Raw genomic sequence first — 21,631 nt, 5'->3', positions numbered from 1 at the left:
ATAACGCTTTCGCGCGCCGCGCTGCCGAGTATGTCGCTGGTATTTCCAGCTTTACCGCAGCGGCCTGTCGCCGACGGGTGAAAGAACACTACGGTTTACATCTATTCGGACCCTACTATTCCAAATATGAGCGACACGCGTACGAGACTACCTGCCCTCCTGTTGTCGATCATGCTGACACTGGCTGTCGTGCCAGCCGGCGCGGCTGGAGCCCAGACAGGACAGGAGACGCTGACCGTCGATAAATCCGGGAGTGCTGATTATCGGTCGATACAGGCCGCCGTGAATGCCGCCGACAGCGGTGACACTGTCGAAGTCCAGCCGGGTACCTACTACGAAGAGGTCAGTGTCAACGAGAGCATCACTCTCGTCGCACCCGACCGGGCAATACTGGACGGGTCGCGGTTCGTCAATGGGACCGGCGTCACGGTGGCCGGCACCGCCGAACCGAACGTCACCGGGTTCACCGTACGAAACTACCGCTTTGGCGTCGCCGCTAACGGAACCAGCGGTGATTGGACGGTCAGTGACACGACTGTTATCGCTGCTGACGTCGGCGTTTACGCACCAAACACGACCGGGAACTGGACTATCGAGGACGCCGCCGTCGCCAGCACGACCTACAGCGGCGTGTTCGCCCGTGGCACCAGCGGCGACTGGACGATTCGCGACACCCGCTTTGTTGAAGTCGGCGGTGACGGCGCCGACGTCCGTGAGTCCTCCGGCGACTGGACGATCACAGCGGTCGTCGTCGACCGGTCCGGTGCGGACGGCGTCGACGCCTCTGGGACAACTGGTGACTGGTCGGTCCAGAACACGGAGGTCCGCCGAAGCGATACAGGGGTCAAAGCTATCAACAGCGATGGTGACTGGACGGTGACCGACCTGACGGTCAGTCGAAGCGACATCGGTCTCGTAACCGCCTTTTCCGGCGGCGCGTGGACACTCGAAGATTCCACTCTCGACACTCGCGATATCGGGGCCTTCACCGCACGAACGACCGGTGCGTGGACCATCCAGAACACGACCATCGAGAGTCGGCAGCAAGGAATCCACGCCATCAAGACCAACGCGTCGTGGACTGTCTCTGAATCGACTATCTCTGTGACTGCTGAAAAGAATGCCATCGGTATCGACGCTCGGTCCGCGGCTGAGGGCTGGTCGCTTGAGAACGTCACTATCGACAGTCCCGATATCAAAGTCGCCGACTGACACGCGCCCGTTGAACCCCCTCGCTGTCACTGGTTTCATCCTATTGGGCCGCCGAGAAAACGAAGCCCTTAATTAAACCACCCTCCTCTCACGAAGTGCGGGACCGTGGGGTAGCGGTATCCTCGGCGCATGGGGTGCGTCGGACCTGAGTTCGAATCTCGGCGGTCCCACTCCAAAATAAAGGATAGCGGCCTTCTATGCCGCTTTTTCACTTCAACGAGGTGGTCAGCGTGAGCCGTGCGACTGACCCCTCCACCCGGCAAATCTGCCGGTTCTGTGGCTTCGTTATCGACCGTGAACTGAAGCGGTGTCCGGCGATGGACGAGGGGGTGTGTCGGCCATGAGCCGTGCCGAGCGCAGCTGGCAGCCGAGCGACGATCTCCCCGGAACGGTTGGCGGGCCGTCGCCACTGTCGATGCCCGATGACTGGACGCTGTCGACGGCGTGGCAACGCGCTCAACAAGAGAGCGACAATGGCGGCGCTATCAACGACGCCGAGCGTATCGTCACCCTGTCCGACGGTGACGACTACCACCGCGTTCAGTGGGCGCTCAAAGGCCGTACGCTCGTCGCTGAGTGCGACGGTGATGGCTATCACTACAACGACAGTTGGTGTGCCCACGTCGCCTCTCTGTGGTGGCAGTGGGTTCGTGGGCAGATCGTTGTGACTCATCTCGACACCGGCCGCGAGTACCCAGCGCCACCAACATGGCTCCGCCTCGACGACGACCCGACCGCTTTCGACCAACTCACTCCTGCCGAACTCGATGCGTACCTCGCCTGCGAACTCGGTAGCTTCGGCGTTCGGGAGTTCGCCCGCTACACCGACCGGGCGGCTGGCACGATCGGGAACCTGCTGACCAACGCCCGCGAGAAGACAGGAGGCCGCCGATGACGCACGCACACACGCCCGGCCTCACGCGAGACCTTCTGGCGACCCCACGGGGGGCTGTCCTACAAGTACCAACATCGGCATCAGTCACGCCGCCGTGTGGGGATTCGGCCCCGTCTTACGAGGAGGTGGCTAGTCAGACATGACTGGTGGAAGCCAACTTCACGAGGAGAGCGGGAGCGACAAGATCACGTTCCGACTGCCGACCCACCTGAAAGAACAGTACAAGGAACAGGTCGACAACATGAGTGCCGACCTCGAAGAGTACGTGCGGCGGAAGGTTTCAGAGCCGACCGAAGACGGTGGCGTGGAACCCTACGCCGATCCAGACGACCGAGACCTCGCCGTCGCTTACCGAACGCTGTGCAAGAAGCGTACCGAGAGTGGAATCGTCCGGGGTGAAACCGCCAAACGGGCACTGGCGCAAGCTGTTGACAACATCGACCAGCAAGGCGCACAGCGCCTTCTCAACCGACTGGCAAAGCGTGGGTACGTTCGCCTACAGAACGGGATTCCACCGAGTGACTACATGGCTGTTCACGTTCGGCCGTTCTCCCGCCACGAACCTGCTCAGGGAGGTGCAAAAGCCGATGTGTGAGTCGTCCGGTACTGAACATACGCACTACTGTGACGACTGTGACGAACCACTCTCGTTACTCTATGATGACCGCAACGACGACAGTGTCCCTGTAGTCTGCGGTCATTGCGGCGGTACCAACACGCGGCGGTTACAGGAGTCGAGAGTTCCGAGTCAGTAATGGCCTAATCAGTCATTCAGCCATTCAGCGGTGCGTTTTACGGGCTTTTAGCGATTCTGTTTCTGCGTATGCTCGCTTATCGAGTGGTGATAGTTTGACGGAGCGAATCGAGTACGGAAGTAAAGACGCCGCAGACGCGGCGAGAGAGCGACACCCCGAGTACCTGTGTACCGACGACGACCGCCGGCTCAAGACTGTTGCGTGGGCAGAAAGCGGCACGCCTGAGTGGGTCTTAGAGCAGGAGCGGCTGGAAGCGGCCGACAGCCGCGACGATGGCGGCGACGACGGCGGACAGGTGCCACTGTCCGACACTGAGCGCGAAGGCATCGACTTCTTCGACGGCCGAGCAAACGTACTCCATGCCCGCTCTGTGAAGGGTATCGCCCAGTCTGAGGGGGTAGAGGACTGGGTGAGCTACTACGACCCCACACTGACCGTAGATGAGCATCGAGAGGTGATGCAGCAGGCCGGCCGAGAGAGTGGGAAGCGGTCGGCCGACGAGACTGCCGACGAGAAGGCAGCCCGAGCGGCCCGGTCGGCACAGTCCAATCAGTGCGATCATGCCCGAGGGCACTGCCTGAACGGCGATCCCGAAGCGTGCGAGTTCCTCCAAGAAACCTGCCAGATGTCGCTAGACGATGTGATGAACGACGTACTGGCTCGGAATGAACCCGACCGGCGACCGGACCCAGAGCAGCCCGACGCCCCTGCTGACCCGGACCCAACCGAACTTACCGGCAAACAGAAAGGGGCGCTACAGCGGTCTTGGGACGGCTACAAGGCGGCGATGGCCGACGTGGAAGAAGCACTGGAACAACTGGCCAACAACTGGGTGCAGGCCCAGCGGGCCGCCCGTGCTATTAACGCGATACGCGGAACAGTCGGCCAGACGCCGCTCCACTTCGAGCGGTTAGAGACCGAGCAAGCAGCCCTGATGGACCTAACCCGGGAGATGGCCGCCGACTGCCACGAGTGCCATGCCGACCACTCTGAACACAGTCACGAAGTGACCGATGGACCCCGAGAGGAGCTGCCGAACGCGGTGGTCAACGGGGCGGCCGATACCCCTGTTGGAACCGGTGACGAGGCTGAAATACTCGAGACAGATGACCAGCGCACACTTTCGGGAGATCGAGCGGACGACCAAGCGCGCTTAGCCGGTGGTGAGCGCGGTGAGCGCGCTCAAGGTGAGGTGGTTGAAGCGGTCGAAGAGAATCCCGGTGGGCTACGGAGCGACGAGCGCGCCGATAGCGGCGGCTCAGGCAAGACAGAACAGCAGATACCCGACGAGTTTGCGGTTGCTGAAGGCGGTCAGAACACGTTATGACAGGACCAACTTGCCCCGCTGAGGGGTGCGACTACAACGAGAACGGCGAGAAGAGTAAACAAAGCGTCCGGCGGCACATCAACGCGAAAACCGACGACGCACACAGCGACACGGAAGCACTCAGGAGCGCGCTGAACCGCCCTGCCGAGGGGGACGAAAAGGGCGCTGAACAGGGCGATCAGGGCGCTCCCGACGACACCGAGGACGACGAGCAGGGCGAAGCGGCGCAAGAGCGCCCTGAAGCGGACGAAAACAGCGAAACAGAGCACCAAGAAATGGACCAATCAAGCGAGTACGAGCAGCAGGTAGCGCGCAACACGGGCGAGGAGAGCACCGACGAGGGGACCGAAACCGAGGGACAGCAGGGGAACAAGACCAGCCAGACGACCAGCGGTCGAGGGGTGCCTGTAGGGGCCATTGTGGCTGGTCTCTTGCTGCTCGGGGTGCTGGCCGTCGCCCTCTCCGGCAGCAACGACCAGCCGACCGAGGTAGACAGCGAAGTGGTCGAGGACACGGACGCCGACCCAGTGGCCGACGACCCGGAGGCTGATGTGCAGTGGTAGAGACCGAGCAGACCGACCCGGCCGAGCAGGAGAGCGACGAGGGCGAGACCGAGGACGACGCCCCGGAGATCGACCCTGACGAGAAAGCCGAAATCTCTCTCGATGAGATCGATGTGGACCCTGAAGATGTGGAGCAGGAGGCAGGGGCCGCAGCAGACGACGAGGGCGACACCAGCGATTCGGACGACGCCGACGCCACTTCGGCCGACGAGACGGCAAGCCAGCCGGCGATGCCCGACGGAGAGACGTGGGGCGACCAGTACGTTTCGATGCTGGCGCTCCTGCTCGGGGAGATCGCGGAGTCGACCGAGGGCGAGCCGGGCAAGACCGCCGAGGATATCGAGGAACTGGCCCGCGCCCCACCTGTCGAGCTAGACGAGAACGTGGACGAGTGGCTACAGCAGGCCGGGATGGGCACCGAGATACCGCCCGGCAAGGCCGTAGCACTCGGGACAGCCGGACTCGTGGCCGTCGTGCTGCTGACTGAGACCGACGCGGCGAGCGACCTGATGAACGGACTGAGCGACCAACTGGCAGACGCAGACCTACTCTAAGACAATGATGGACAAAATCAAGCAGATTCGAGAGGCAAAGCACGAAATCGAAAACCCCCACGAAAGCGAACGTATGCGGGCGCTGGCGGCGATACTGGCAGAGATCGAGACCGCCCAACGTGCGGCCGTCATCGACCAACGAGAGGCGGCCGGCATCGACCCCGACGACGGCCGGGACCGCATCGACAAGGAGACCCGGACCACCGAGATCCTGGACCTCGTCGACGGCTACGGGCCGGGGGGCAAACCACTGTCCGAAGTCTGGGTAGACGAGTGCTGCCCCGTCGACGGCGACCCGGCGGCGCTCTCACACTACGCCGAAATGAACGAGTCCGAGTGGTCGAAGCAGATCGAGCGGTGGGCCGAGACTATCCGCAACAGCCAAGCCGGGGAGATCGACGCGACAGACCGCGAACTCGCAGACCACCACGTCAGCAAGAAGTGGGGCGTCAGCGTCGACCGCTTCGAGCAGGAGGTTGTAGCCTTCGAGCCGGCCGACGCGCTCGAAGACCTGCTGGCCGGGCCGTCGAAAGAGACCGAGCAGGCCATCGAAGCAAACACGGAGGCGCTGGCATGAATATCCCATCGGCCTACCGAATCCAAGACTACGCCGAAGCGGCCGCGTGGCTGCTATTCTGCGCACTTCTGGCACACACAATCTGGCAGCACACCCGGAGCGACAACGACGACAGCGAGCAGTCCGACTGGGCAACTCTCACCCACTGCGACCTGCAAGCCCTCGGTGACGGGGACGCTCAGACTATCCAGACCGGCAGCGGCGACCTGTACCGGCTCGAAGCCGTCGACGTGGAGACCAACGACGACTGATGAACCTCGCTTTCGTCGCACAATCTGGCTGGGGCAAATCGTACCACGCTCAGGCGTGGATGGAGAGCAACGCAGAGGAGTACGGCGCTCTCGTCGTGATGGACTACTGCGCGGAGTACCGGGGGCTTGTCAAAGCCGGTATTGCTGACCATCTCATCGTCGGCCCCGTCGAAGCTCAGTGGTCGGTACAGGACTGGATGGCGGTCCTGAAGGCAAACCCGCGCATCGTCTTGGAGCGGCACAAGGCGGAGATCGGCACCGACCGCTGGCGTGACATCTGTACCCGAATCGCCTCGGCCGTCCGCCGACTCGACCGTGACCAGCTTGTCGTGGTTGACGAGGCTCATTTCGTCGCGCCCCAGCGGACGAAGCTCCCGCAGCCCATCAAGGAACTGGCGACGACCGGCCGGGGAGCGGGCACGTCGACCATGTGGGTCACACAACGGACCGCGGAGATCGACAAGACGATTCTCACGCAGTGCCAGGCCCGGATGATTGGCGGCTTCGATGGCGCGGAGATCGGGCCGCTTGCTGGCTCGATCAACTACCCGGCCGACCTGCACGACCCCGGTGCGGACCTCCTCCCGTCCAGTGTCCCAGACGACCTGCTCCCGACCGGCAGAGAGCGGCCTACGTCCCTGCAAAAGACCAAGGACGACAGCGGCTCTATCACCGGTACAGAGTGGATTTACTCAGACGACGATGGGGACCGTCGCCGAGTCGACACCGGCACCGTCTCGATGACCAGCACGCACTACGGCAGCGAGGGCAACGACCTGAACCCACCGGAGTACGCATGATGACACAAATCACGCTACGCGGCGACGACAGCGACCGATTCGAAGAAGCACGCGAGCGAATCGACCGGGAGCTACCCGGAAGCGAACCGAGCAATGCCGAGGTGGTTCGCATCCTGATAGACGACTCGCCGTACTAACCCACACCGAAGCAGGCCGAAGCACCCCGAAGCAGACCGCTTCGCTTTTTCGTCGGTTCTTGATGGTACACCCATCCAAACCCCGGAGTTGCATGGACTTTGGTAATGCAATGTCGACGCTGGCATCCGAGGACTACGTTGTGGACGTGGCCCTCGTACTCGCCGGGTTCGTCGGCCCCGCAGTCGTCAAGTACGGAGTCGAAGACCAGATGGGCAAGGACCTGCCCGACGAGGCGTACGGCGCTACTGTTGCAGTCGGTGGCGCTCTCTACGGTGGCGAGGGCCGGAAGGTCGCACTCGGCGGCGGCGTACATGTTGTCGAGTCACTTCGAGAGCGGTTCATGGGGGATGACTGAGCATGTCCGAGGACCTATTCGCGTCTGAGGGCGAGAGCGCGGAGGCTGTCACGGTCGCCCAGAACGCGCCGGCCAGCCCCCGCCCAACGCCGATTCTCGAAATCGGGCCAGAGCGCGGCCAGTTCCTCCGGTTCCTGAACCGCGTGGCACAGGGCCAGCAGGACGGCATCCCCGTCTACGCCGACCTGCGAGACGCCAACGGCGACCCGATGCCGACCAACACCTCGCTGTACTTCGCGGTCGAACCCAGCGGTCACGAGTCGACCATGAAGGTCTCGGAGGTGCTGAAGAACATCTCGCAGTACGTCAAGCTCACCATCTCCGAGCAGCGCAACGTCGATAACATCGACTCGGTGAAGATCGAGCTACAGGCCCCGGAGAACGCGCCGAACGGCGGCGACTCCGTGCCCAAAATTGACGTGCGCGACATCGACACGCTGTATCTGATGTGCGACTCCCCCGCCCAAATCGACTGGTCGCAGTCCGAACTGTACATCGAGAGCAACGCCGTCGAGCAGCACGGGCGGCGGTGATTCACCGATGAGCCTGATGGACAGACTGGCCGATGCACGACGCCAGCCCGGGCACATCACGCCCGACGAGATGGACACGACGGTCAACTCGCAGGGCCAGCGGTCCCGAATCGGCCGCTACCGGGCCACCACAGCCCACATGCTCCGAGAGGGGCGAGACAACCCCTTCAAAATCGCCGTACCTGCCTACCAGCAGTTCAGCACCAACGCCTCAGCCGACGACTCCGAGACGTTCGGACTCACTCACTCGGTCACAGACACGCCGGTCACGCAGGCCGTCGTGGTGTGGCTTGACGGCGAGTACTACGGGACTCCCGACTCGGTGGACTACGACGCCAACGAGATCACCGTCACCGACCCGGGCACTGACAGCACCGTCCACGTCTACTACGTCAGCGACAAGGCCGCCTCTTTCGAAGTCCGCAAGGCGGCGAGCAATGCGGACAGCGGTTCTCAGCGCGTGTTTACGGGCAACCTCGGTCTCATACATGAGGCTCCGCAAATCGAGCAGCCCGAGTACATGCGGCTCAACCAGACGCCGCTGCACCCGTGGGTCGGCACTGACATGACTGTGGACGTGTATCTCGACGCGCCGTACACCGTCCGATGGACTGACCCGGACGGCGACGGGACCGAGCCGACAAACGCACTGCTGCACCTGCCTGCCATGATCGGCCAGAGTGAGGTTCAGGGTCTCACGTCGGCCGTTTCGGCAGATATGGGACGGCAGCCGTAGGGGCTTCTTAGCCATGTTTTCGGTAGAAGCTACACCTGTCTGGGAGGAAGGACAGCAACCGGCCAGCGGCGGCAACAGCGGACACAGTGGGGGTAACTCCATGACGGTCACGACGACCGACGCCGACACGGTGGCCGGCAGTAATAGCGAGACGAACGGGCCGCTGACGGCTCACGTCGCACGCTCCGAGTGGACGACCGACGACGTGATGATAGCCCTCTCAGCCGCGAACGTGCTGATGTTCGCGCTCCTGCTGTACCTGTCCTACGGGGGTGACAATTAATGGCCGAGTGGTTGCCCGACGACCTCGAACCCGAGGACGGGACCATAGCCGACACGGCGGCCGATGCGACTGGCAGTTATGTCGATTGGGCAACTTCGCCAGTCCAGAAAGCCACAGGAGTCGGCCCTACAACGTCCGAGGCAGCCGACTTCCTATACGGAGCCTACGGTACAACTCCCGACGAGGAAGGCGAGTACAATCAGGACGCGGTTCTGACCGGCCCCGCTCGGGACGCCTACGACTACGCATTCGACTACAGCGGGGAATGGGGCGACCAAGAGGATCAGCACGACGTAGCTGGCCCCTCGGTCGACTTCTCGGCCCTGCTGGATGCACAGAGCGACGACCCGGTCTTTCGTCGACAGTCGGACCCCGACGCCGGGAGCGGACTACTGGGCTACGGGATGGTCGGCCCGAAGGAAGCCGGCGGTATCCTCATCGCGCTGGGACTGCTGTGGTTGGGCGCTCCGTACGCTCAGATGGCCGTCAGTGCAGGAGGGAGCGCCTGATGCTGGGGCTTCCCGACCCGCTCATCTACCAGATGGCGGCCATCCTCGGAGCGTCCGGCGTGGCCGGTCTCGCTCTCGAAGCGCGGTGGCACCGGAACGCGGTACTGAGACACGAGCGGCAACTGTCTGGGACCGACCACCGGAAAGGCGTCCTAACGCTGGTGAACGAGCATCTGCGCGGCAAGGAGACCGATGAGAACTAACATCGAAGCGGAGGTAATCGAGATGGACGAGCAGGAGATCGAGGAGCAACGGCGACGTATCGAGGAGGAGGGGGGTGCAGCGTGATCGTCCCCGAACCCTCTCCCTCGGACGTGCCGTACAACGACCCCATCTCGCGCAAGATCGGGCCGGGGAAGCAGCTGGTCGTGACCTTCGAGCCGACCCAGCAGGTGACGGAATTTATCCTGCCGACGCTCGCCATCTCGAAGCACCCCAACAGCAGTTACGAGGTGTGGCGAGACGACGAAAAGGTGTACGGCCCAGCGCCGATTCCGCCGACAGACATTGACGACCTGACGGCGACGTGGATACCGGCACGGAGGTTCAGCAGCAAGCTCCGTATCATCGTCCGCAACCTATCGGAGACGACAGCGCGGACCTACTCGGTGCAGCCTATCGGCTGGGAGGTGAGCGGATAGTGGTTCTCGACACAAACGCGGATGTCGAGCGCATCAACAAGGTCCAGAACTCCGAAGGCGACGACACGACGCCGGCCAACGAGGACCGGCAGAAGGCCATCGAGGAGGCGCTGGGGAACCCGACCGGCGCGACCATCGAGACCTACTCGACAGACGGGACCACTGCCGAGCAACTGCCGGACCTGCCGATTCCCGACGGCGTGACCGCGCTCATCGTCTACCTGCCCGGCAATGCCGGAGACGTGTTTCTCGGTGACGACGCCGAGCAGTTCATCCCGCTGACAGACTCGGGCCACGTCTTCGAGTGGGAAGGCGCGACGACGGCCGACCTGCACATCAAGACCAACACTGCCGGCGACGGCGTGGGCATCATCTTCGAGGGAGGTGGGGCCTGATGGCAGGACTCTCCGCAAGTTCCGGCGGCGGCTGGGACTACATCCAAGCCGCGGAACCGGCCGACCCGGAGATAGGCGCGCTCTGGTTCGACACGGATGCGGGTCCTGATGGACAGGGCGAGGCGAAAGTCTACGACGGTGGCGGGACATGGCAGGCTACGGGCTACATCAGTCACGACCAACTCGACAACGTAGCCCCTGCCGACCATCACGACCCTGTGACGGTCTCGGAGCCACTCACTCGCTCCGGGCAGTCGCTCGGAGTCGATGAGTCGGGTATCTCGCTCTCAAACCTGTCGGGTTATCCCATCGGAACCGGCGACCTGAGCTTTGACACGGCCACACAGGCAGAGTTAGACAACCACGCGAGCAACGCGACGGCCCACCACTCGAAGCCCGGACAGACGCAATCAGCCAGTCCCGGAGAGTCGTGGGTGACGGTGGGTTCTGGCCTGAGTAACGGAGACACGCTCAATCTGCCCCAACCAGTCAATGCAATCCGGATTAGCGCGCTCTACGATAGCAATGCGGACGACAAGTATGACAGGGATGTGGTAGTCTACGAGACGACAGACTCCGATGTAGCACCGAAAGAACTCTACACTGAGAATCTGCTCCCGGGAGAGTCAACCACCGCAACGGCAACAGCACAAAATCCCTCTGGGGGTGGGTTCTTGTGGGCTATCAATCGCATAGAGATCGACACGACATCGGACATGATCGTTGATATTGAGGCGCGAGTCCTCGGCGCACCCCACCAGCATCAGATATGATTCGGGACTACACAGTGCTTGACACGTCGCATTATAGCAATATGGGCGTGGATAAGACAATCGAGCTGAAGGTCAAAGTCGAGAATAGCGGGACCGGTCCCGGCGGCTCGTGGCACGCCTTCAACGACCGGCTGAAATTCGTCGTTGTGAACCGCGTTTACGGCAGATCTCAGTATCTGACCATGCGGGACGGAGAGCGGTTGCCCGTCGAGATCGGCGGCGTCGAAACGACGATGATTGAGGTGCCAGAGGATGAGGCATATGGAGAGCGGCAGTTTGTCGACATCCCGGTAACTGTCAAAAGCGGGACTCACACGGTCACAGTCGACGGTGTGGATATCGGACAGATAGAGGTTTACAACCCCGATTACCCGCCCGAATCGAAATCGACCGAGCCGGACGTGCCGGGGACGACCGACAGCGATCAGACCGATCAAGCGGCCGCCTCGACGCCGACGGCCGACAGTGAGTCGACCGGACAGTCCGACAGTCAGCAGAGCGAGACGACCGGACAGTCCGATAGTGAGCAGCAGGGGAGCAGAGTCACGACGAAGACGGTTGCGGCGGCCGGTATCGCCGCACTTGCACTACTGATATGGGTACGCTAATCACAGGCGGCAGCTACGACGGAGACGCGGGAGAATCGTATGACGGGGTAGTCATCGACGCGGGCGACTACGACTCGACTGAAGAACTGAACGACGCCAACGACGAGGCCATGACCGACGAGTGGGCCGAGGAGGTAAGCAACGTCGAGCATCTGGCGGAGGCTGTCGAGTCGTCCGATAGCAGTCTCTCGCAGGACGAGGTGGAGGCTCTGGTAGAGGCCAGCGACGGCAGCCTATCGGGCGGCGATAGCACTGACGACAGCGGCGAGCCGCAGCCGGACTCCGGCGCCGACGACGGCCAGCAGTCGACCAACCAGCCCATCATCGTACCGCCTTCGAGCGGCGACGACGACGGCGGCATGGGCATGGGCAACCTGCTGTTGGTCGGCGGTCTGGCCCTGCTCGGCGTGGCGGTGGTGACTCAGCGATGATTCCCTTACAGACCATCCCACAGATTACCCCAGACCCGCAGGTCATCAGCCTGTGCCTGCTGTTTTTCATGGGTGGGCTGGCAGTGCCGACCCGCTACGGGATGCAGCAAGTGGAGGGGTTCGGCCGCCTCGTGGCGTCTCAAATCCCGACCAAGAGCAAGTCAGGGGTTGAGCCGTCCGAAACCGAAATCCCAGAGGAGGGTGATAAGTGAGCTTCCCGTATCACGCGGTACCTGACGGCAGCGCAACGCTCCCGCATCACTACGTGACGATGATGGTGGCCGCACTGGTGCCGCTACTCATCATCTGGGACAACCACCCACGACGCGAGCCGTGGATAGTGCTGTGCGGCGTTCTGAGCGGTTTGGTGGGGTTCCTGCTGATATGGCCCCGCTATCCTCGCATCGGCGCGAGTCTGACGCTGGCGGCTAATGGAACAGTGTTACTCGCCCCCCTCCGGCCGGGATGGCGAGAGTGGCCCCGGCGGCACGCTGTGGCGGTGGTCATCGCGGGGCTGGTAGCGGCCGACGACTCCCTACAGCACGCACTCGGCTGGGTGACGCCGATAGACTGGGCTTGGAAGGCCGGCGGCCGAGCGGCCCTGGTGCGTATCTTCAAGATGGTGGCCGGTGCGGTCTGACGACTCACCGCCGCGATAGCTGTCCGGTTCTGCGGTGAGACTCGGACATTCCAGTGCCCAAAATCCCATCCTGTTGTATACCTATCCACTTTCCAGATGATATTTTGATAAAATTCTTGAGCAAGCTACTCCCTGAAGATGTCGAGCGTAAACTCAGGGTTCCGCCAAAATGCCAGCAAGTAACAATATTCCTAAGCATACTATAATGAACCCACCAACTGCAAAGACTACGATATTCAAGGTAGCTCCTAAAACCAGTACATCTTGAGTCAATGAATTATGAATAGTGGATACTATTTTTCCCGGCTCAATTATCCCAGATGGAATGAATTCGAATACTCCAAAAAGGAGCATCCCAAGTGGAGACACTCCTTTTGCAAAGTAGTCTACGGCCCGCCGAATCTCACTTGATTGTTTTATTATATCTGTGCCATGAGCTAACATCAGTGAAATTGTCATAAAAATAAGTGCTGCGCTCAGTGGTGAGACACGAACACGGAATAGCCAGAAGCCTACCAGTATAGTAGATGCTCCTAGATATGCAGAATGCAAACTGGATCCTCTATCGCTGATTGCTCTGCCATAATAATGTCCAGCAGTGGAACCAATAAAATACGATACTAAAAGGGCTGAGTAACTGTTGATGATCCCACTAGACGACATCCCAGATACAGAGTTAATAAACGCACCTCCGGCTATCAGCGACAAAATAAAAAACGCACCTGAACCAAATCCTCGCCAGTCTATCTGTTCGGACGACTGAGTGGCTTCTTTACCTAAATTTTTCTTTGATTGATTGTCGCTTTGTTCAGACACTGTCTGCTTATTTACTATTTACATACAAATCAGTTGCTCCTGATGGTAGCAATCTTTTGGATAGTTCTGCGCTTGGGAATCCGGTAATCCAGTGCAGTCATGTCCGGTTCTCCTCTGAGACCCGGACACATTCGGCCCGATTTTTCCACCTGACTCCCCGAAATGACCCCAAGATTCTAGGATATTGACCGCAAAGCAGAATTTACGGACACCAGATGAACTTAGAGAACTACGACGATCAAGACGGGATGAAAGCATGGCTCTCGGAACAAGAGGTTCAGCAGCTACTCGACCAGTTCGACGACACCGAGAAACGGATAGCGGTCTCGCTCGCGGTCCGGTGTGGTCTCCGGTCGGCGGAGGTGCTGGACATCGCCCCCGAGCATGTTGTCGACACCGATGCGGGCACCATGCTCCGGGTGTGGCAGTCCGCCAAGACCGGCGAGTACCGTGAGACGCCGATTCCGCCGAACCTTGCCACGACCATCCGCACCGTTGGCGACGTGCGAGAGGAGCCGACAGACGCGCCTCTCGTGGACTCTACGACGCGGACCCTCCGGCGGTGGATGGACCGTGCTACGAGCGACCTACTCGAAGAGACCGGCGACGACGGTTGGCAGTTCGTCGGGATGCACGACCTTCGGCGGACGTGGGCCACATCGCTCCGATCTGCCGATGTTGACGCGATGGTAGTCTGTGACTGGGGCGGCTGGGACGATCTACAGACATTCCTCGACCACTACCGCGGGACGCACACGCCTGAGGCTCAGCTGCGTGAGCGCGAGAAAGTCGACTGGCTATAGCGCTTTAATATGTCGTAGCCCTACTTACCAGATTAATACTTTTTTGTTACTAGTTGTCTACGTCTACCGTATGCCGATAGAGCCGCATCTGATGGATGACGAGCAGTTACAGGAATACTGTGTCACAAGTAGTTGGAGTTGGGTTGCAACTAACAAACGTGTAATCAAATATCGAGAGTCCAACGAAACCGTAACCGACCTACACGACCTCTCTTACAGCGAAATAAGGGGTATTAGCCTCGAAACAGACGACCGGAATCATTTCTATGCTGCGTTAGGCGTGAGTGCCTTGATTGTATCTCCGTTCCTTATCCTTGGAACCGCGTTACCCGCCCTCGGAGGACTACTTATTGTTGGTGGTCTGCTCTCTCTGATTAAGTGGTACTTAGATGCTGAAACCTCATATTTTGAGTTTCGGGGAAGTGGTCTAATAGAGAAAGAACCAGACCAGTGGAAACTAGAGGCTGATGCCGATTCAGACGACGCAAGAGAGTTTGTGAAGGCTGTCCGGTCACAGCTGTAGTTCAGCCACGCAAAACACGTTTTACCGCTGGTTCTGGGCGGTGCTGTGCATCTATCATACCATGCAAATATAGAATACCATCTGTCGTCAATTCGTACAGATCGCCGGCATATGGTGATACAAATTCTATATCACGAAGCATCAGACACCGCTCCTCGATGTGCCCCTCAGAAGCTGTGAACTGCTCTGTTCGGGACATCATCCGTGGGGACGCCCACCCATCGGTGTAGAGGTGTTCTAATATGCGTTCATCCAACTGCTTCATCCAGAAAGCCGACTTTCTCTTTTGCATGGATTAGACGTTTTCCTTGGTGTCACCTGCGCTGGATCGCTTTTCATTAGAGGACTTAACTCGGTCGGGGGCGTCTTCAGATGTGTCTATTTCTCCACGAAGGTACTGCTCCCCACGCTCTGTGATCGCATAGACGCCTCTCCCGAGGTTATTCACCAAACCTTTGTCAGCCATTTTTTGGCATCTTTCTGAAACATAGCCGTTTGAGTACCTAACAAACCCGCTTTTCACCATTTCCCCAGGTGTTGCAGTTTCAACTTCACTCAAGTATTCGAGGATTCTGTCATCTGCAAGCACCATCCAGTCACCCGAGTAGCGCTTATTCATGAATGATTGAATCACTATTAGCCGGTGTCTGGTATTATACCACCGCTCGATCACTTTACAGGCCGCTAAATAGGCCGGTATATCGAGTACCGTTAGCTATATCTATTCCCTCTCGTTATTGAATGATTGCATGCCACACGCAAATGTGACTGTGGGCATGGAGCCGTCCATGCTTGCGGACATCGAAGAAGAACGGAAACGGCACGGAATGAGCCGAGCGGAGTATATTCGCCACTGTATCCGGCAAGCACAGGATTCGCCATTTGAGGTTCCTGAGACGATTCTGTGTGCGGATGAGAACCGACGACCTGAAGAATCTGAGACGGGGGCCGCCTAAACTATGTCCAGTAGCAGTCAGGCCCCCACGTCCGGAGACGAGTCGGACGATCAAGAGAGTGACGACGCGACGGAGGACGGCCCATGAGCGGCGACGACACAGAGGCCGTCGATGTAGACCCAGAGATGTTTCAGCGCGGTCTCGATGCACTAGAAGCCGCTGAGTCGTCGCTGGAGCAACTCGGTGAGGAGATCCACGAACTCGACACGGGGCTGACCCATAGCGACACAGTGGCCCTGCTGTACGGCCGTGCGAACTCGCTCAACAAGACGGAGATACGGGACGCCTTCGACACGCTCGAAGATGTGCGCTCGAAGCAGACGCACACTCTTCTGAAGCGACTGCTGGCCGACCAGTCCGCCGAGTTGAATCTGAAGGAGGCCGATGCCTTTCTGGATGAACTCGACCGGCTGACCCGGCGCTACGGGGAGGGTTCGGCATGAGCCTCGCCGACAACCCGGACCCGGAGAACCTGACCAACGTCGACAAGCCGGCTGTTGTCGACGTGGACGGGGCTGGGAACGTGTACGTTGCATCCGCGAAGGTCCGCGACAACGGCTGGCTGTGGCTCAAGCAGTGGGACGGACAGACATTCAAACTGCCGCCTCACCGTGTGAACGCCGTCCAGAGAATCCGAAAGGAGCGGTACGGCGTAGCCGACGATAGGGGGATGAAACCCCAGCGCATCGCCGACAAGAACTGGCGACGGCGAGCGCGGGAGATGACCGCCGAAACTGCCGACGCCGACGGGGCCGGCGAGGCCGTGGTCGGCGATGACTGAAGACGCATTCACCTACACGGTCAAGCTGAAGCGCGGCGACGACACCCAGAAGTGCAAGGTCACCGCACCGGACATCGAGACGCTGACCGAGCGCGTCGACGCCGTCCGTAGGAGGCTGGGTGAGTGGGCGGGCGACTACCGGGAGATTCAGCCCGACGAGGAAACTCGGCTCGCTGATGACCAGAGCGAACTGGGCGAGGTAGGAGCATGACTGAGAGACCGTCACTCTCTCCGCGCGAGGCGAGAGACCGCTATCTTGCCCACCGCCAAACGGATGCGGCCGACGCTTCGATCAAATCGTTTCGGTACCGTTTGAAGCACTTTGTCGAGTGGGCAGAAGAGCGCGATATCACCGCTATGCGAGAGCTGACCGGTTGGAAGCTCGATGAGTACGAGACCTTTCGTCGCGGCTCGGAGGTATCACCGGCCACGCTGAACGGTGAGATGCAGACTCTCAAGAACTGGTTAGAGTATCTGGCACGCATCGACGTGGTTGATGAAGACTTACCCGAGAAAGTCCACGTCCCTACGATACCCGACGGAGAGGAGTCCAACGACGAGATGCTGGAGCCGGAGGCAGCCAAGAAACTGCTTCGAGCTATGCGGTCAGACCCTACGCATTACGGGACTGCGAAACACGCTATGCTCGAACTTCTTTGGTTCACAGGGTGCCGTGTCGGTGCAGCTCGTAGCCTCGATCTACGGGACTACCACAGCGGCGAGCGGTTCGTGACTTTTCACCATCGAGAAGAGACGCCGTTGAAGAACGATAGCGATGGTGAACGAGCGGTTGGTCTGCCGGAGGCAGTCTGCGAGGTACTGGATTACTACATTGAGCATCACCGGGAGAGTAGCCACGACGACCACGGCCGCAAGCCGTTGTTCACCACGACTCAGGGCCGTGCGAGTGAGAACACCGCCCGGGTGTGGACGTATCTCGCTACTCAACCGTGCCTGCATGGCCCGTGCCCCCACGGGAAGGAGCGAGAGACTTGTGCGTATCTCCACATTCACAGCGCGAGTAAGTGCCCGTCCTCGCTCTCTCCCCACCGGATTCGGACGGGGAGCATCACGTGGCAGCGTGACTGTGGCTTACCGGCCGAGGTGGTTTCGGAACGGGTGAATGCCACTCTCGAAGTCATCGAAAAGCACTACGACCAGGCAACGAAGCGCCAGCGGTTGGAGGAGCGCCGACGCCCCTACATCACCAACTTAGAACTCGACTTAGAGGCCGATTCATGACGAATCCACCATCACCAAAAAAGGTATTAAGCGGTTCAGTACGGTACAGTGCGCCAATTTTCCTACGAGGGAATTCTCGGCGGTCCCACTTCAACTTCTACAAAGCCAGATCGGATAGCGACAGCGTTCCATCGCTGAATTGTGTACTAAATCAAGCGAACCGTGGCAGACACGAATAGACTAACAGCGAGGTGAAACTATGGAGGCTGGAAGTGGAAACGAGTGTCGTGTAGCCGTGACGGCGTGAAACTGATTTCCTCTACACTTTTGTAACGCCGATAGCAAGCGAGGGGTATGGGAAAGGCAAACGACGTAGACTACGCTGACCTGCACGACCCGAACGCAGAGTACACGATGCGGGAGCTCTCTGCGGAGACAATGGGCGTTACTGCCAAGCGCGGTGGCGGCCGTGACGTGGAGATCACCGATGTCCAGACGACGATGGTCGACGGGAACTTCCCGTGGACGCTCGTTCGAATCTACACCGACGCAGGCATCGTCGGCACGGGCGAGGCCTACTGGGGCGCGGGCGTCCCGGAACTCATCGAACGGATGAAGCCGTTCGTCGTCGGCGAGAACCCACTGGACATCGACCGACTCTACGAGCACCTCATCCAGAAGATGAGTGGCGAAGGGAGCGTTGAGGGTGTCACAGTGACGGCTATCGCTGGCATCGAAGTCGCACTGCACGACCTCGCGGGCAAGATCCTCGAAGTGCCGGCCTACCAACTTCTCGGTGGGAAGTACCGCGACGAGATGCGCGTGTACTGTGACTGCCACACCGAGGAGGAGGCCGACGCCGACGCCTGTGCCGAGGAGGCCCGCCGCGTCGTCGACGAACTGGGTTACGACGCCCTGAAGTTCGACCTCGACGTGCCGAGCGGCCTCGAAAAGGACCGTGCGAACCGCCACCTCCGCCCGGGCGAGATCCGTCACAAGGCCGAGATCGTCGAGAAGGTCACAGAAGAGGTCAAAGACGAGGCCGACGTGGCATTCGACTGTCACTGGACGTTCTCGGGCAGCTCCGGCAAACGCCTCGCCGATGCCATCGAGGAGTACGACGTCTGGTGGCTCGAAGACCCCGTCCCGCCGGAGAACCTCGAAGTGCAGGAGGAGGTCACCAAATCCACGACGACGCCGATCACTGTGGGCGAGAACCGCTACCGCGTCACCGAGGAGCGGCGGCTCATCGAGAATCAGGCCGTCGACATGATCGCGCCGGATATGCCGAAAGTCGGTGGAATGCGCGAGACGCGCAAGGTCGCCGACGTGGCGAACCAGTACTACATCCCGGTCGCGATGCATAACGTCTCCTCGCCCGTTGCGACGATGGCGAGTGCCCACGTCGGGGCGTCTGTTCCGAACTCACTGGCCGTCGAGTACCACTCCTACGAACTCGGCTGGTGGGACGATCTGGTCGAGGAGACCGTCATCGAGGACGGCTACATCGAGATTCCGGAAGAACCGGGCCTCGGGCTGACGCTCGATCTCGACGCTGTCGAAGAGCACGTCGTCGAGGGCGATACCGTCTTCGACGAAGCGTAAGGTTCGGCTCCCATCGTTGGTGTTGACTGGGACGGCACCGGGTGACGTGGTGGTCACCCGATACCACTCACGGCGGCATAGTTACGCCGTCTCGAACTCGACGCCGGTGATCTCGAAGCGAGCACCACCGGCGTCGCTTTCTGCGACTCTTATCGACCAGCCGTGGGTATCGACGATTTGATCGACGATTCGGAGGCCGAACCCGGGCCCCGAAGCCAGCGAATGGCCGCCATCGAACACGTCCCCTCGCTCGTCGGCCGGAATCCCGACGCCGTCGTCCGCGATATAAAACCCGTCGTTCAGTTCACCGACGGTTACCGTCAGGTCGACGGCTGCTTCCTGCGACTGTGAGACCGAGGGTGTCGCACGCTGCTCGCCGGTGTCTTCCTGTCTCTCGGTGTGTGGCGTCTGTCCGTGTTCTACGCTGTTGCGGATCAGGTTCTCGAACAGCTGCCGGAGTCGGCTGGGGTCCGCGCGGACTACGGCCGAGGTCTGTAGCTCCAGTGTCGCGTCGCCGGTCTCGACGGTGTGCCAGCACTGCTCGACGACGGTCTGGAGCGGCACCGGCTCGCTGTCGAGTGCGGCCTCGCCGTTCCGGGCCAGCGTCAGGAGGTCCTCGATGAGCTGTCCGATACGGTCGTGGGCTCGCTTGACTGCATCGAGATGCTCGCTGTCGTGTTCCATCTGGGCGAGTTCTAGCTGGCCCCGGGCAACGTCAAGCGGGTTCCGGAGGTCGTGACTGACGACGCTGGCGAACTCGTCGAGGCGCTCGTTTTGTTGTTCAAGAGCCTGTTGATGACTGTCGCGGGTAGAAATCTCCCGTCCGATACCGGCCACGCCGAGCGTCGAGCCGTCAGCAGCTGTTATCCGGCCGCCGGTGAATTCGTACGGGACTGTCGTTCCGTCGGCGGTCAGCAGATCGGCTTCGAACGATGTCTCACCGGTCTCAAAAGCCGACTCGATACTTTGGCGAACGGTCTCACGATCGGATGTGGCGAAGAGGGCTGCCAGAGTCATCGATGCGAGATCAGCGTCTTCGTGTCCGGTGTCTGCCGCCAGTGCGTCATTCCAGCGAATCAGATCGCCGTTCTCGTCGAGTTCATAGAACAGATCTGGCACTGCATCGACCGGCGTGTCGGGGCTATCCAGTTCCGTAGCGCGTTCGGACTCGCGTCGCTTCCGCTCGGTGATGTCACGCGAGGCCCCGACGATTCTGGTGACTGTGCCATCCTCGACAATGGGTTGCGCCTCGGCCCGCACCCAGCGCTGTTCGCCATCCGGTTTGGTGATCCGGAATTCGAGGTCGGCAGCGTCGCCGGCTGAGACGCGTTGCATCGCCTGTATGACCCTCTTCTGGTCCGTGTGGTGGATTGCTGTCATGAACTCCGCGGGGTTCGCCTGCAAGGAATCCACGGAGCGGCCGTAGATCGTTTCGTATGCCGGATTGACGAACTGTATCTCGGACCAGTCCCCGGAGAACACCCACAGCAGTTCGTTCGACTGTTCCGCCAGCTCCCTGAGTCGCCGTCTGGTCTGGCTAGCGATCTCTGTCGACTGGTGATGCTCGACGAGCAACCGAATCCGATTGGCGAGGAGGTGGCTATGGTCGACAGCCGCGTCTCTTCTGAAAACGTCGGTGACCCCGTTCGAGACCGCGTCACTGGCGACGGATTCCGACTCGGTCAGCAGCAGTACCGGAACAGTGCTGTCCCGCTCGCGGACCGTGTCAGCGAACGCACGACCGGACCGGTCCGGGAGGTCGTCCGCGACAACGATGCCATCGATAGCGTCGTCTTCGAGATGTTCCAGCGCACTGTCAGCCCGGTCAGTCGTAGTCAGTGTAAACGAATCCGGTCCCCGTCTGTCCGGGAACTCTGCGGTCTTGTCGAGTAGCGGGGTCTCATCTACCTGCAACACGTGTATTGAGTCCGCAATTGCATACGTGTCAGACATATTGTGTAAATAGAACTGCATCATCCCTCTTGAAGT

34 protein-coding genes and 1 tRNA gene are annotated in these 21,631 nt (G+C 60.5%); 32 read left to right on the top strand and 3 right to left on the bottom strand.

Annotated elements, in window-relative coordinates; all coding sequences use genetic code 11:
* The first annotated feature begins 126 nt into the window (after positions 1–126).
* The 24 genes from IEY38_RS07695 to IEY38_RS07580 all read left to right on the top strand — a co-directional run bounded on the left by IEY38_RS07695 (position 127) and on the right by IEY38_RS07580 (position 12,976).
* Positions 127–1,212: a right-handed parallel beta-helix repeat-containing protein gene (locus tag IEY38_RS07695; RefSeq protein WP_188976742.1), complete on the top strand. Its 1,086-nt coding sequence runs from the start codon at positions 127–129 to the stop codon at positions 1,210–1,212.
* 99 nt (positions 1,213–1,311) lie between these two features.
* A tRNA-Pro gene (locus tag IEY38_RS07690) sits at positions 1,312–1,382 on the top strand.
* A 170-nt stretch (positions 1,383–1,552) separates the two neighbouring features.
* Positions 1,553–2,107, top strand: a complete 555-nt coding sequence (locus IEY38_RS07685; protein WP_188976740.1) for an SWIM zinc finger family protein — start codon at positions 1,553–1,555, stop codon at positions 2,105–2,107.
* A gap of 139 nt (positions 2,108–2,246) precedes the next feature.
* The gene (locus IEY38_RS07680; RefSeq protein WP_188976738.1) at positions 2,247–2,702 is read left to right on the top strand and encodes a hypothetical protein; all 456 of its coding nucleotides are present in this window, start codon (positions 2,247–2,249) and stop codon (positions 2,700–2,702) included.
* Positions 2,703–2,956: 254 nt separating this feature from the next.
* Positions 2,957–4,189: a hypothetical protein gene (locus IEY38_RS07675; protein ID WP_188976737.1), complete on the top strand. Its 1,233-nt coding sequence runs from the start codon at positions 2,957–2,959 to the stop codon at positions 4,187–4,189.
* Positions 4,186–4,752 carry a hypothetical protein gene (locus IEY38_RS07670; protein WP_188976735.1) on the top strand — a complete coding sequence of 189 codons (567 nt, stop codon included), beginning with the start codon at positions 4,186–4,188 and terminating at the stop codon, positions 4,750–4,752. The genes IEY38_RS07675 and IEY38_RS07670 overlap by 4 nt, the downstream gene beginning before the upstream one ends.
* On the top strand, positions 4,746–5,306 hold the full coding sequence (locus IEY38_RS07665) for a hypothetical protein (protein WP_188976734.1): 561 nt from the start codon (positions 4,746–4,748) through the stop codon (positions 5,304–5,306). The genes IEY38_RS07670 and IEY38_RS07665 overlap by 7 nt, the downstream gene beginning before the upstream one ends.
* Positions 5,307–5,310: 4 nt before the next feature.
* Positions 5,311–5,883 carry a hypothetical protein gene (locus IEY38_RS07660; RefSeq protein WP_188976732.1) on the top strand — a complete coding sequence of 191 codons (573 nt, stop codon included), beginning with the start codon at positions 5,311–5,313 and terminating at the stop codon, positions 5,881–5,883.
* Positions 5,880–6,134, top strand: coding sequence for a hypothetical protein (locus tag IEY38_RS07655; protein ID WP_188976730.1), 255 nt, complete (start codon positions 5,880–5,882; stop codon positions 6,132–6,134). Before IEY38_RS07660 ends, IEY38_RS07655 begins: the two co-directional genes overlap by 4 nt.
* The gene (locus IEY38_RS07650) at positions 6,134–6,934 is read left to right on the top strand and encodes a DEAD/DEAH box helicase family protein (RefSeq protein ID WP_229775244.1); all 801 of its coding nucleotides are present in this window, start codon (positions 6,134–6,136) and stop codon (positions 6,932–6,934) included. Before IEY38_RS07655 ends, IEY38_RS07650 begins: the two co-directional genes overlap by 1 nt.
* Entirely contained in the window at positions 6,931–7,071 is a 141-nt protein-coding gene (locus tag IEY38_RS07645; RefSeq protein WP_188976728.1) for a hypothetical protein, read from the top strand. Before IEY38_RS07650 ends, IEY38_RS07645 begins: the two co-directional genes overlap by 4 nt.
* A 110-nt stretch (positions 7,072–7,181) precedes the next feature.
* Positions 7,182–7,427 (top strand): hypothetical protein, encoded by a 246-nt coding sequence (locus IEY38_RS07640; RefSeq protein WP_229775243.1) that lies wholly within the window; start codon positions 7,182–7,184, stop codon positions 7,425–7,427.
* A gap of 2 nt (positions 7,428–7,429) precedes the next feature.
* The gene (locus IEY38_RS07635; protein ID WP_188976725.1) at positions 7,430–7,960 is read left to right on the top strand and encodes a hypothetical protein; all 531 of its coding nucleotides are present in this window, start codon (positions 7,430–7,432) and stop codon (positions 7,958–7,960) included.
* 7 nt (positions 7,961–7,967) lie between these two features.
* A complete protein-coding gene (locus tag IEY38_RS07630; RefSeq protein WP_188976723.1) occupies positions 7,968–8,696 on the top strand; it encodes a hypothetical protein in 729 nt (242 codons plus the stop codon).
* 100 nt (positions 8,697–8,796) lie between these two features.
* Positions 8,797–8,979: a hypothetical protein gene (locus tag IEY38_RS07625; RefSeq protein WP_188976721.1), complete on the top strand. Its 183-nt coding sequence runs from the start codon at positions 8,797–8,799 to the stop codon at positions 8,977–8,979.
* Positions 8,979–9,488 (top strand): hypothetical protein, encoded by a 510-nt coding sequence (locus tag IEY38_RS07620; RefSeq protein WP_188976719.1) that lies wholly within the window; start codon positions 8,979–8,981, stop codon positions 9,486–9,488. Before IEY38_RS07625 ends, IEY38_RS07620 begins: the two co-directional genes overlap by 1 nt.
* On the top strand, positions 9,488–9,691 hold the full coding sequence (locus IEY38_RS07615; protein ID WP_188976717.1) for a hypothetical protein: 204 nt from the start codon (positions 9,488–9,490) through the stop codon (positions 9,689–9,691). Before IEY38_RS07620 ends, IEY38_RS07615 begins: the two co-directional genes overlap by 1 nt.
* A gap of 81 nt (positions 9,692–9,772) precedes the next feature.
* On the top strand, positions 9,773–10,129 hold the full coding sequence (locus IEY38_RS07610; RefSeq protein ID WP_188976715.1) for a hypothetical protein: 357 nt from the start codon (positions 9,773–9,775) through the stop codon (positions 10,127–10,129).
* Positions 10,129–10,524: a hypothetical protein gene (locus tag IEY38_RS07605; protein WP_229775242.1), complete on the top strand. Its 396-nt coding sequence runs from the start codon at positions 10,129–10,131 to the stop codon at positions 10,522–10,524. Before IEY38_RS07610 ends, IEY38_RS07605 begins: the two co-directional genes overlap by 1 nt.
* Entirely contained in the window at positions 10,524–11,297 is a 774-nt protein-coding gene (locus tag IEY38_RS07600; protein ID WP_188976711.1) for a hypothetical protein, read from the top strand. The genes IEY38_RS07605 and IEY38_RS07600 overlap by 1 nt, the downstream gene beginning before the upstream one ends.
* 47 nt (positions 11,298–11,344) lie before the next feature.
* A complete protein-coding gene (locus tag IEY38_RS07595; protein WP_188976709.1) occupies positions 11,345–11,905 on the top strand; it encodes a hypothetical protein in 561 nt (186 codons plus the stop codon).
* The gene (locus tag IEY38_RS07590; RefSeq protein ID WP_188976707.1) at positions 11,893–12,336 is read left to right on the top strand and encodes a hypothetical protein; all 444 of its coding nucleotides are present in this window, start codon (positions 11,893–11,895) and stop codon (positions 12,334–12,336) included. The genes IEY38_RS07595 and IEY38_RS07590 overlap by 13 nt, the downstream gene beginning before the upstream one ends.
* Positions 12,333–12,548, top strand: coding sequence for a hypothetical protein (locus IEY38_RS07585; RefSeq protein ID WP_188976705.1), 216 nt, complete (start codon positions 12,333–12,335; stop codon positions 12,546–12,548). Before IEY38_RS07590 ends, IEY38_RS07585 begins: the two co-directional genes overlap by 4 nt.
* A complete protein-coding gene (locus IEY38_RS07580; RefSeq protein ID WP_188976704.1) occupies positions 12,545–12,976 on the top strand; it encodes a hypothetical protein in 432 nt (143 codons plus the stop codon). The genes IEY38_RS07585 and IEY38_RS07580 overlap by 4 nt, the downstream gene beginning before the upstream one ends.
* A gap of 153 nt (positions 12,977–13,129) precedes the next feature.
* Here IEY38_RS07580 and IEY38_RS07575 read toward each other — a convergent pair whose 3' ends face one another.
* Complete coding sequence (locus IEY38_RS07575; RefSeq protein ID WP_188976702.1) at positions 13,130–13,792, bottom strand: hypothetical protein; 663 nt, start codon at positions 13,790–13,792, stop codon at positions 13,130–13,132.
* 215 nt (positions 13,793–14,007) lie between these two features.
* Here IEY38_RS07575 and IEY38_RS07570 point away from each other — a divergent pair, with 215 nt between their 5' ends.
* Positions 14,008–14,595, top strand: coding sequence for a tyrosine-type recombinase/integrase (locus tag IEY38_RS07570; protein WP_188976700.1), 588 nt, complete (start codon positions 14,008–14,010; stop codon positions 14,593–14,595).
* A gap of 70 nt (positions 14,596–14,665) precedes the next feature.
* Positions 14,666–15,118: a PH domain-containing protein gene (locus IEY38_RS07565; RefSeq protein WP_188976699.1), complete on the top strand. Its 453-nt coding sequence runs from the start codon at positions 14,666–14,668 to the stop codon at positions 15,116–15,118.
* Positions 15,119–15,413: 295 nt separating this feature from the next.
* Here the strand turns inward: IEY38_RS07565 and IEY38_RS07560 are convergent, their stop codons facing one another.
* Positions 15,414–15,710: a winged helix-turn-helix domain-containing protein gene (locus IEY38_RS07560; protein WP_229775241.1), complete on the bottom strand. Its 297-nt coding sequence runs from the start codon at positions 15,708–15,710 to the stop codon at positions 15,414–15,416.
* Between the two features lie 157 nt (positions 15,711–15,867).
* Here IEY38_RS07560 and IEY38_RS07555 point away from each other — a divergent pair, with 157 nt between their 5' ends.
* The 6 genes from IEY38_RS07555 (at position 15,868) to IEY38_RS07530 (ending at position 19,642) form a co-directional block, all read left to right on the top strand.
* Entirely contained in the window at positions 15,868–16,074 is a 207-nt protein-coding gene (locus IEY38_RS07555; protein WP_188976696.1) for a ribbon-helix-helix domain-containing protein, read from the top strand.
* Between the two features lie 83 nt (positions 16,075–16,157).
* Positions 16,158–16,517, top strand: coding sequence for a hypothetical protein (locus IEY38_RS07550; protein WP_188976694.1), 360 nt, complete (start codon positions 16,158–16,160; stop codon positions 16,515–16,517).
* Positions 16,514–16,855, top strand: coding sequence for a hypothetical protein (locus IEY38_RS07545; RefSeq protein ID WP_188976692.1), 342 nt, complete (start codon positions 16,514–16,516; stop codon positions 16,853–16,855). The genes IEY38_RS07550 and IEY38_RS07545 overlap by 4 nt, the downstream gene beginning before the upstream one ends.
* A complete protein-coding gene (locus IEY38_RS07540) occupies positions 16,848–17,066 on the top strand; it encodes a hypothetical protein (protein WP_188976690.1) in 219 nt (72 codons plus the stop codon). Before IEY38_RS07545 ends, IEY38_RS07540 begins: the two co-directional genes overlap by 8 nt.
* Positions 17,063–18,097, top strand: a complete 1,035-nt coding sequence (locus IEY38_RS07535) for a tyrosine-type recombinase/integrase (protein WP_188976688.1) — start codon at positions 17,063–17,065, stop codon at positions 18,095–18,097. Before IEY38_RS07540 ends, IEY38_RS07535 begins: the two co-directional genes overlap by 4 nt.
* Before the next feature lie 294 nt (positions 18,098–18,391).
* The gene (locus IEY38_RS07530) at positions 18,392–19,642 is read left to right on the top strand and encodes a mandelate racemase/muconate lactonizing enzyme family protein (protein ID WP_005534800.1); all 1,251 of its coding nucleotides are present in this window, start codon (positions 18,392–18,394) and stop codon (positions 19,640–19,642) included.
* Between the two features lie 81 nt (positions 19,643–19,723).
* Here the strand turns inward: IEY38_RS07530 and IEY38_RS07525 are convergent, their stop codons facing one another.
* Positions 19,724–21,595, bottom strand: coding sequence for a PAS domain S-box protein (locus IEY38_RS07525; RefSeq protein WP_188976686.1), 1,872 nt, complete (start codon positions 21,593–21,595; stop codon positions 19,724–19,726).
* Positions 21,596–21,631: the final 36 nt, after the last annotated feature.

Origin of the sequence: Haloarcula sebkhae (genome assembly GCF_014647415.1) — an archaeon.
GTDB lineage: Archaea > Halobacteriota > Halobacteria > Halobacteriales > Haloarculaceae > Haloarcula > Haloarcula sebkhae.
The sequence above is the reverse complement of the archived record's forward strand: the minus strand, read 5'-3'. Positions and strand labels throughout refer to the sequence as shown.

Excerpts from the sequence above, each read along its gene's own strand:
- IEY38_RS07695 (WP_188976742.1), top strand. The coding sequence starts at position 127 with ATGAGCGACACGCGTACGAGACTACCTGCCCTCCTGTTGTCGATCATG.
- IEY38_RS07685 (WP_188976740.1), top strand. The coding sequence starts at position 1,553 with ATGAGCCGTGCCGAGCGCAGCTGGCAGCCGAGCGACGATCTCCCCGGA.
- IEY38_RS07680 (WP_188976738.1), top strand. The coding sequence starts at position 2,247 with ATGACTGGTGGAAGCCAACTTCACGAGGAGAGCGGGAGCGACAAGATC.
- IEY38_RS07670 (WP_188976735.1), top strand. The coding sequence starts at position 4,186 with ATGACAGGACCAACTTGCCCCGCTGAGGGGTGCGACTACAACGAGAAC.
- IEY38_RS07660 (WP_188976732.1), top strand. The coding sequence starts at position 5,311 with ATGATGGACAAAATCAAGCAGATTCGAGAGGCAAAGCACGAAATCGAA.
- IEY38_RS07655 (WP_188976730.1), top strand. The coding sequence starts at position 5,880 with ATGAATATCCCATCGGCCTACCGAATCCAAGACTACGCCGAAGCGGCC.
- IEY38_RS07650 (WP_229775244.1), top strand. The coding sequence starts at position 6,134 with ATGAACCTCGCTTTCGTCGCACAATCTGGCTGGGGCAAATCGTACCAC.
- IEY38_RS07645 (WP_188976728.1), top strand. The coding sequence starts at position 6,931 with ATGATGACACAAATCACGCTACGCGGCGACGACAGCGACCGATTCGAA.
- IEY38_RS07640 (WP_229775243.1), top strand. The coding sequence starts at position 7,182 with ATGTCGACGCTGGCATCCGAGGACTACGTTGTGGACGTGGCCCTCGTA.
- IEY38_RS07635 (WP_188976725.1), top strand. The coding sequence starts at position 7,430 with ATGTCCGAGGACCTATTCGCGTCTGAGGGCGAGAGCGCGGAGGCTGTC.
- IEY38_RS07630 (WP_188976723.1), top strand. The coding sequence starts at position 7,968 with ATGAGCCTGATGGACAGACTGGCCGATGCACGACGCCAGCCCGGGCAC.
- IEY38_RS07625 (WP_188976721.1), top strand. The coding sequence starts at position 8,797 with ATGACGGTCACGACGACCGACGCCGACACGGTGGCCGGCAGTAATAGC.
- IEY38_RS07620 (WP_188976719.1), top strand. The coding sequence starts at position 8,979 with ATGGCCGAGTGGTTGCCCGACGACCTCGAACCCGAGGACGGGACCATA.
- IEY38_RS07615 (WP_188976717.1), top strand. The coding sequence starts at position 9,488 with ATGCTGGGGCTTCCCGACCCGCTCATCTACCAGATGGCGGCCATCCTC.
- IEY38_RS07600 (WP_188976711.1), top strand. The coding sequence starts at position 10,524 with ATGGCAGGACTCTCCGCAAGTTCCGGCGGCGGCTGGGACTACATCCAA.
- IEY38_RS07590 (WP_188976707.1), top strand. The coding sequence starts at position 11,893 with ATGGGTACGCTAATCACAGGCGGCAGCTACGACGGAGACGCGGGAGAA.
- IEY38_RS07585 (WP_188976705.1), top strand. The coding sequence starts at position 12,333 with ATGATTCCCTTACAGACCATCCCACAGATTACCCCAGACCCGCAGGTC.
- IEY38_RS07570 (WP_188976700.1), top strand. The coding sequence starts at position 14,008 with ATGAACTTAGAGAACTACGACGATCAAGACGGGATGAAAGCATGGCTC.
- IEY38_RS07565 (WP_188976699.1), top strand. The coding sequence starts at position 14,666 with ATGCCGATAGAGCCGCATCTGATGGATGACGAGCAGTTACAGGAATAC.
- IEY38_RS07560 (WP_229775241.1), bottom strand. The coding sequence starts at position 15,710 with ATGGTGCTTGCAGATGACAGAATCCTCGAATACTTGAGTGAAGTTGAA.
- IEY38_RS07555 (WP_188976696.1), top strand. The coding sequence starts at position 15,868 with ATGCCACACGCAAATGTGACTGTGGGCATGGAGCCGTCCATGCTTGCG.
- IEY38_RS07550 (WP_188976694.1), top strand. The coding sequence starts at position 16,158 with ATGAGCGGCGACGACACAGAGGCCGTCGATGTAGACCCAGAGATGTTT.
- IEY38_RS07545 (WP_188976692.1), top strand. The coding sequence starts at position 16,514 with ATGAGCCTCGCCGACAACCCGGACCCGGAGAACCTGACCAACGTCGAC.
- IEY38_RS07540 (WP_188976690.1), top strand. The coding sequence starts at position 16,848 with ATGACTGAAGACGCATTCACCTACACGGTCAAGCTGAAGCGCGGCGAC.
- IEY38_RS07535 (WP_188976688.1), top strand. The coding sequence starts at position 17,063 with ATGACTGAGAGACCGTCACTCTCTCCGCGCGAGGCGAGAGACCGCTAT.
- IEY38_RS07530 (WP_005534800.1), top strand. The coding sequence starts at position 18,392 with ATGGGAAAGGCAAACGACGTAGACTACGCTGACCTGCACGACCCGAAC.
- IEY38_RS07525 (WP_188976686.1), bottom strand. The coding sequence starts at position 21,595 with ATGTCTGACACGTATGCAATTGCGGACTCAATACACGTGTTGCAGGTA.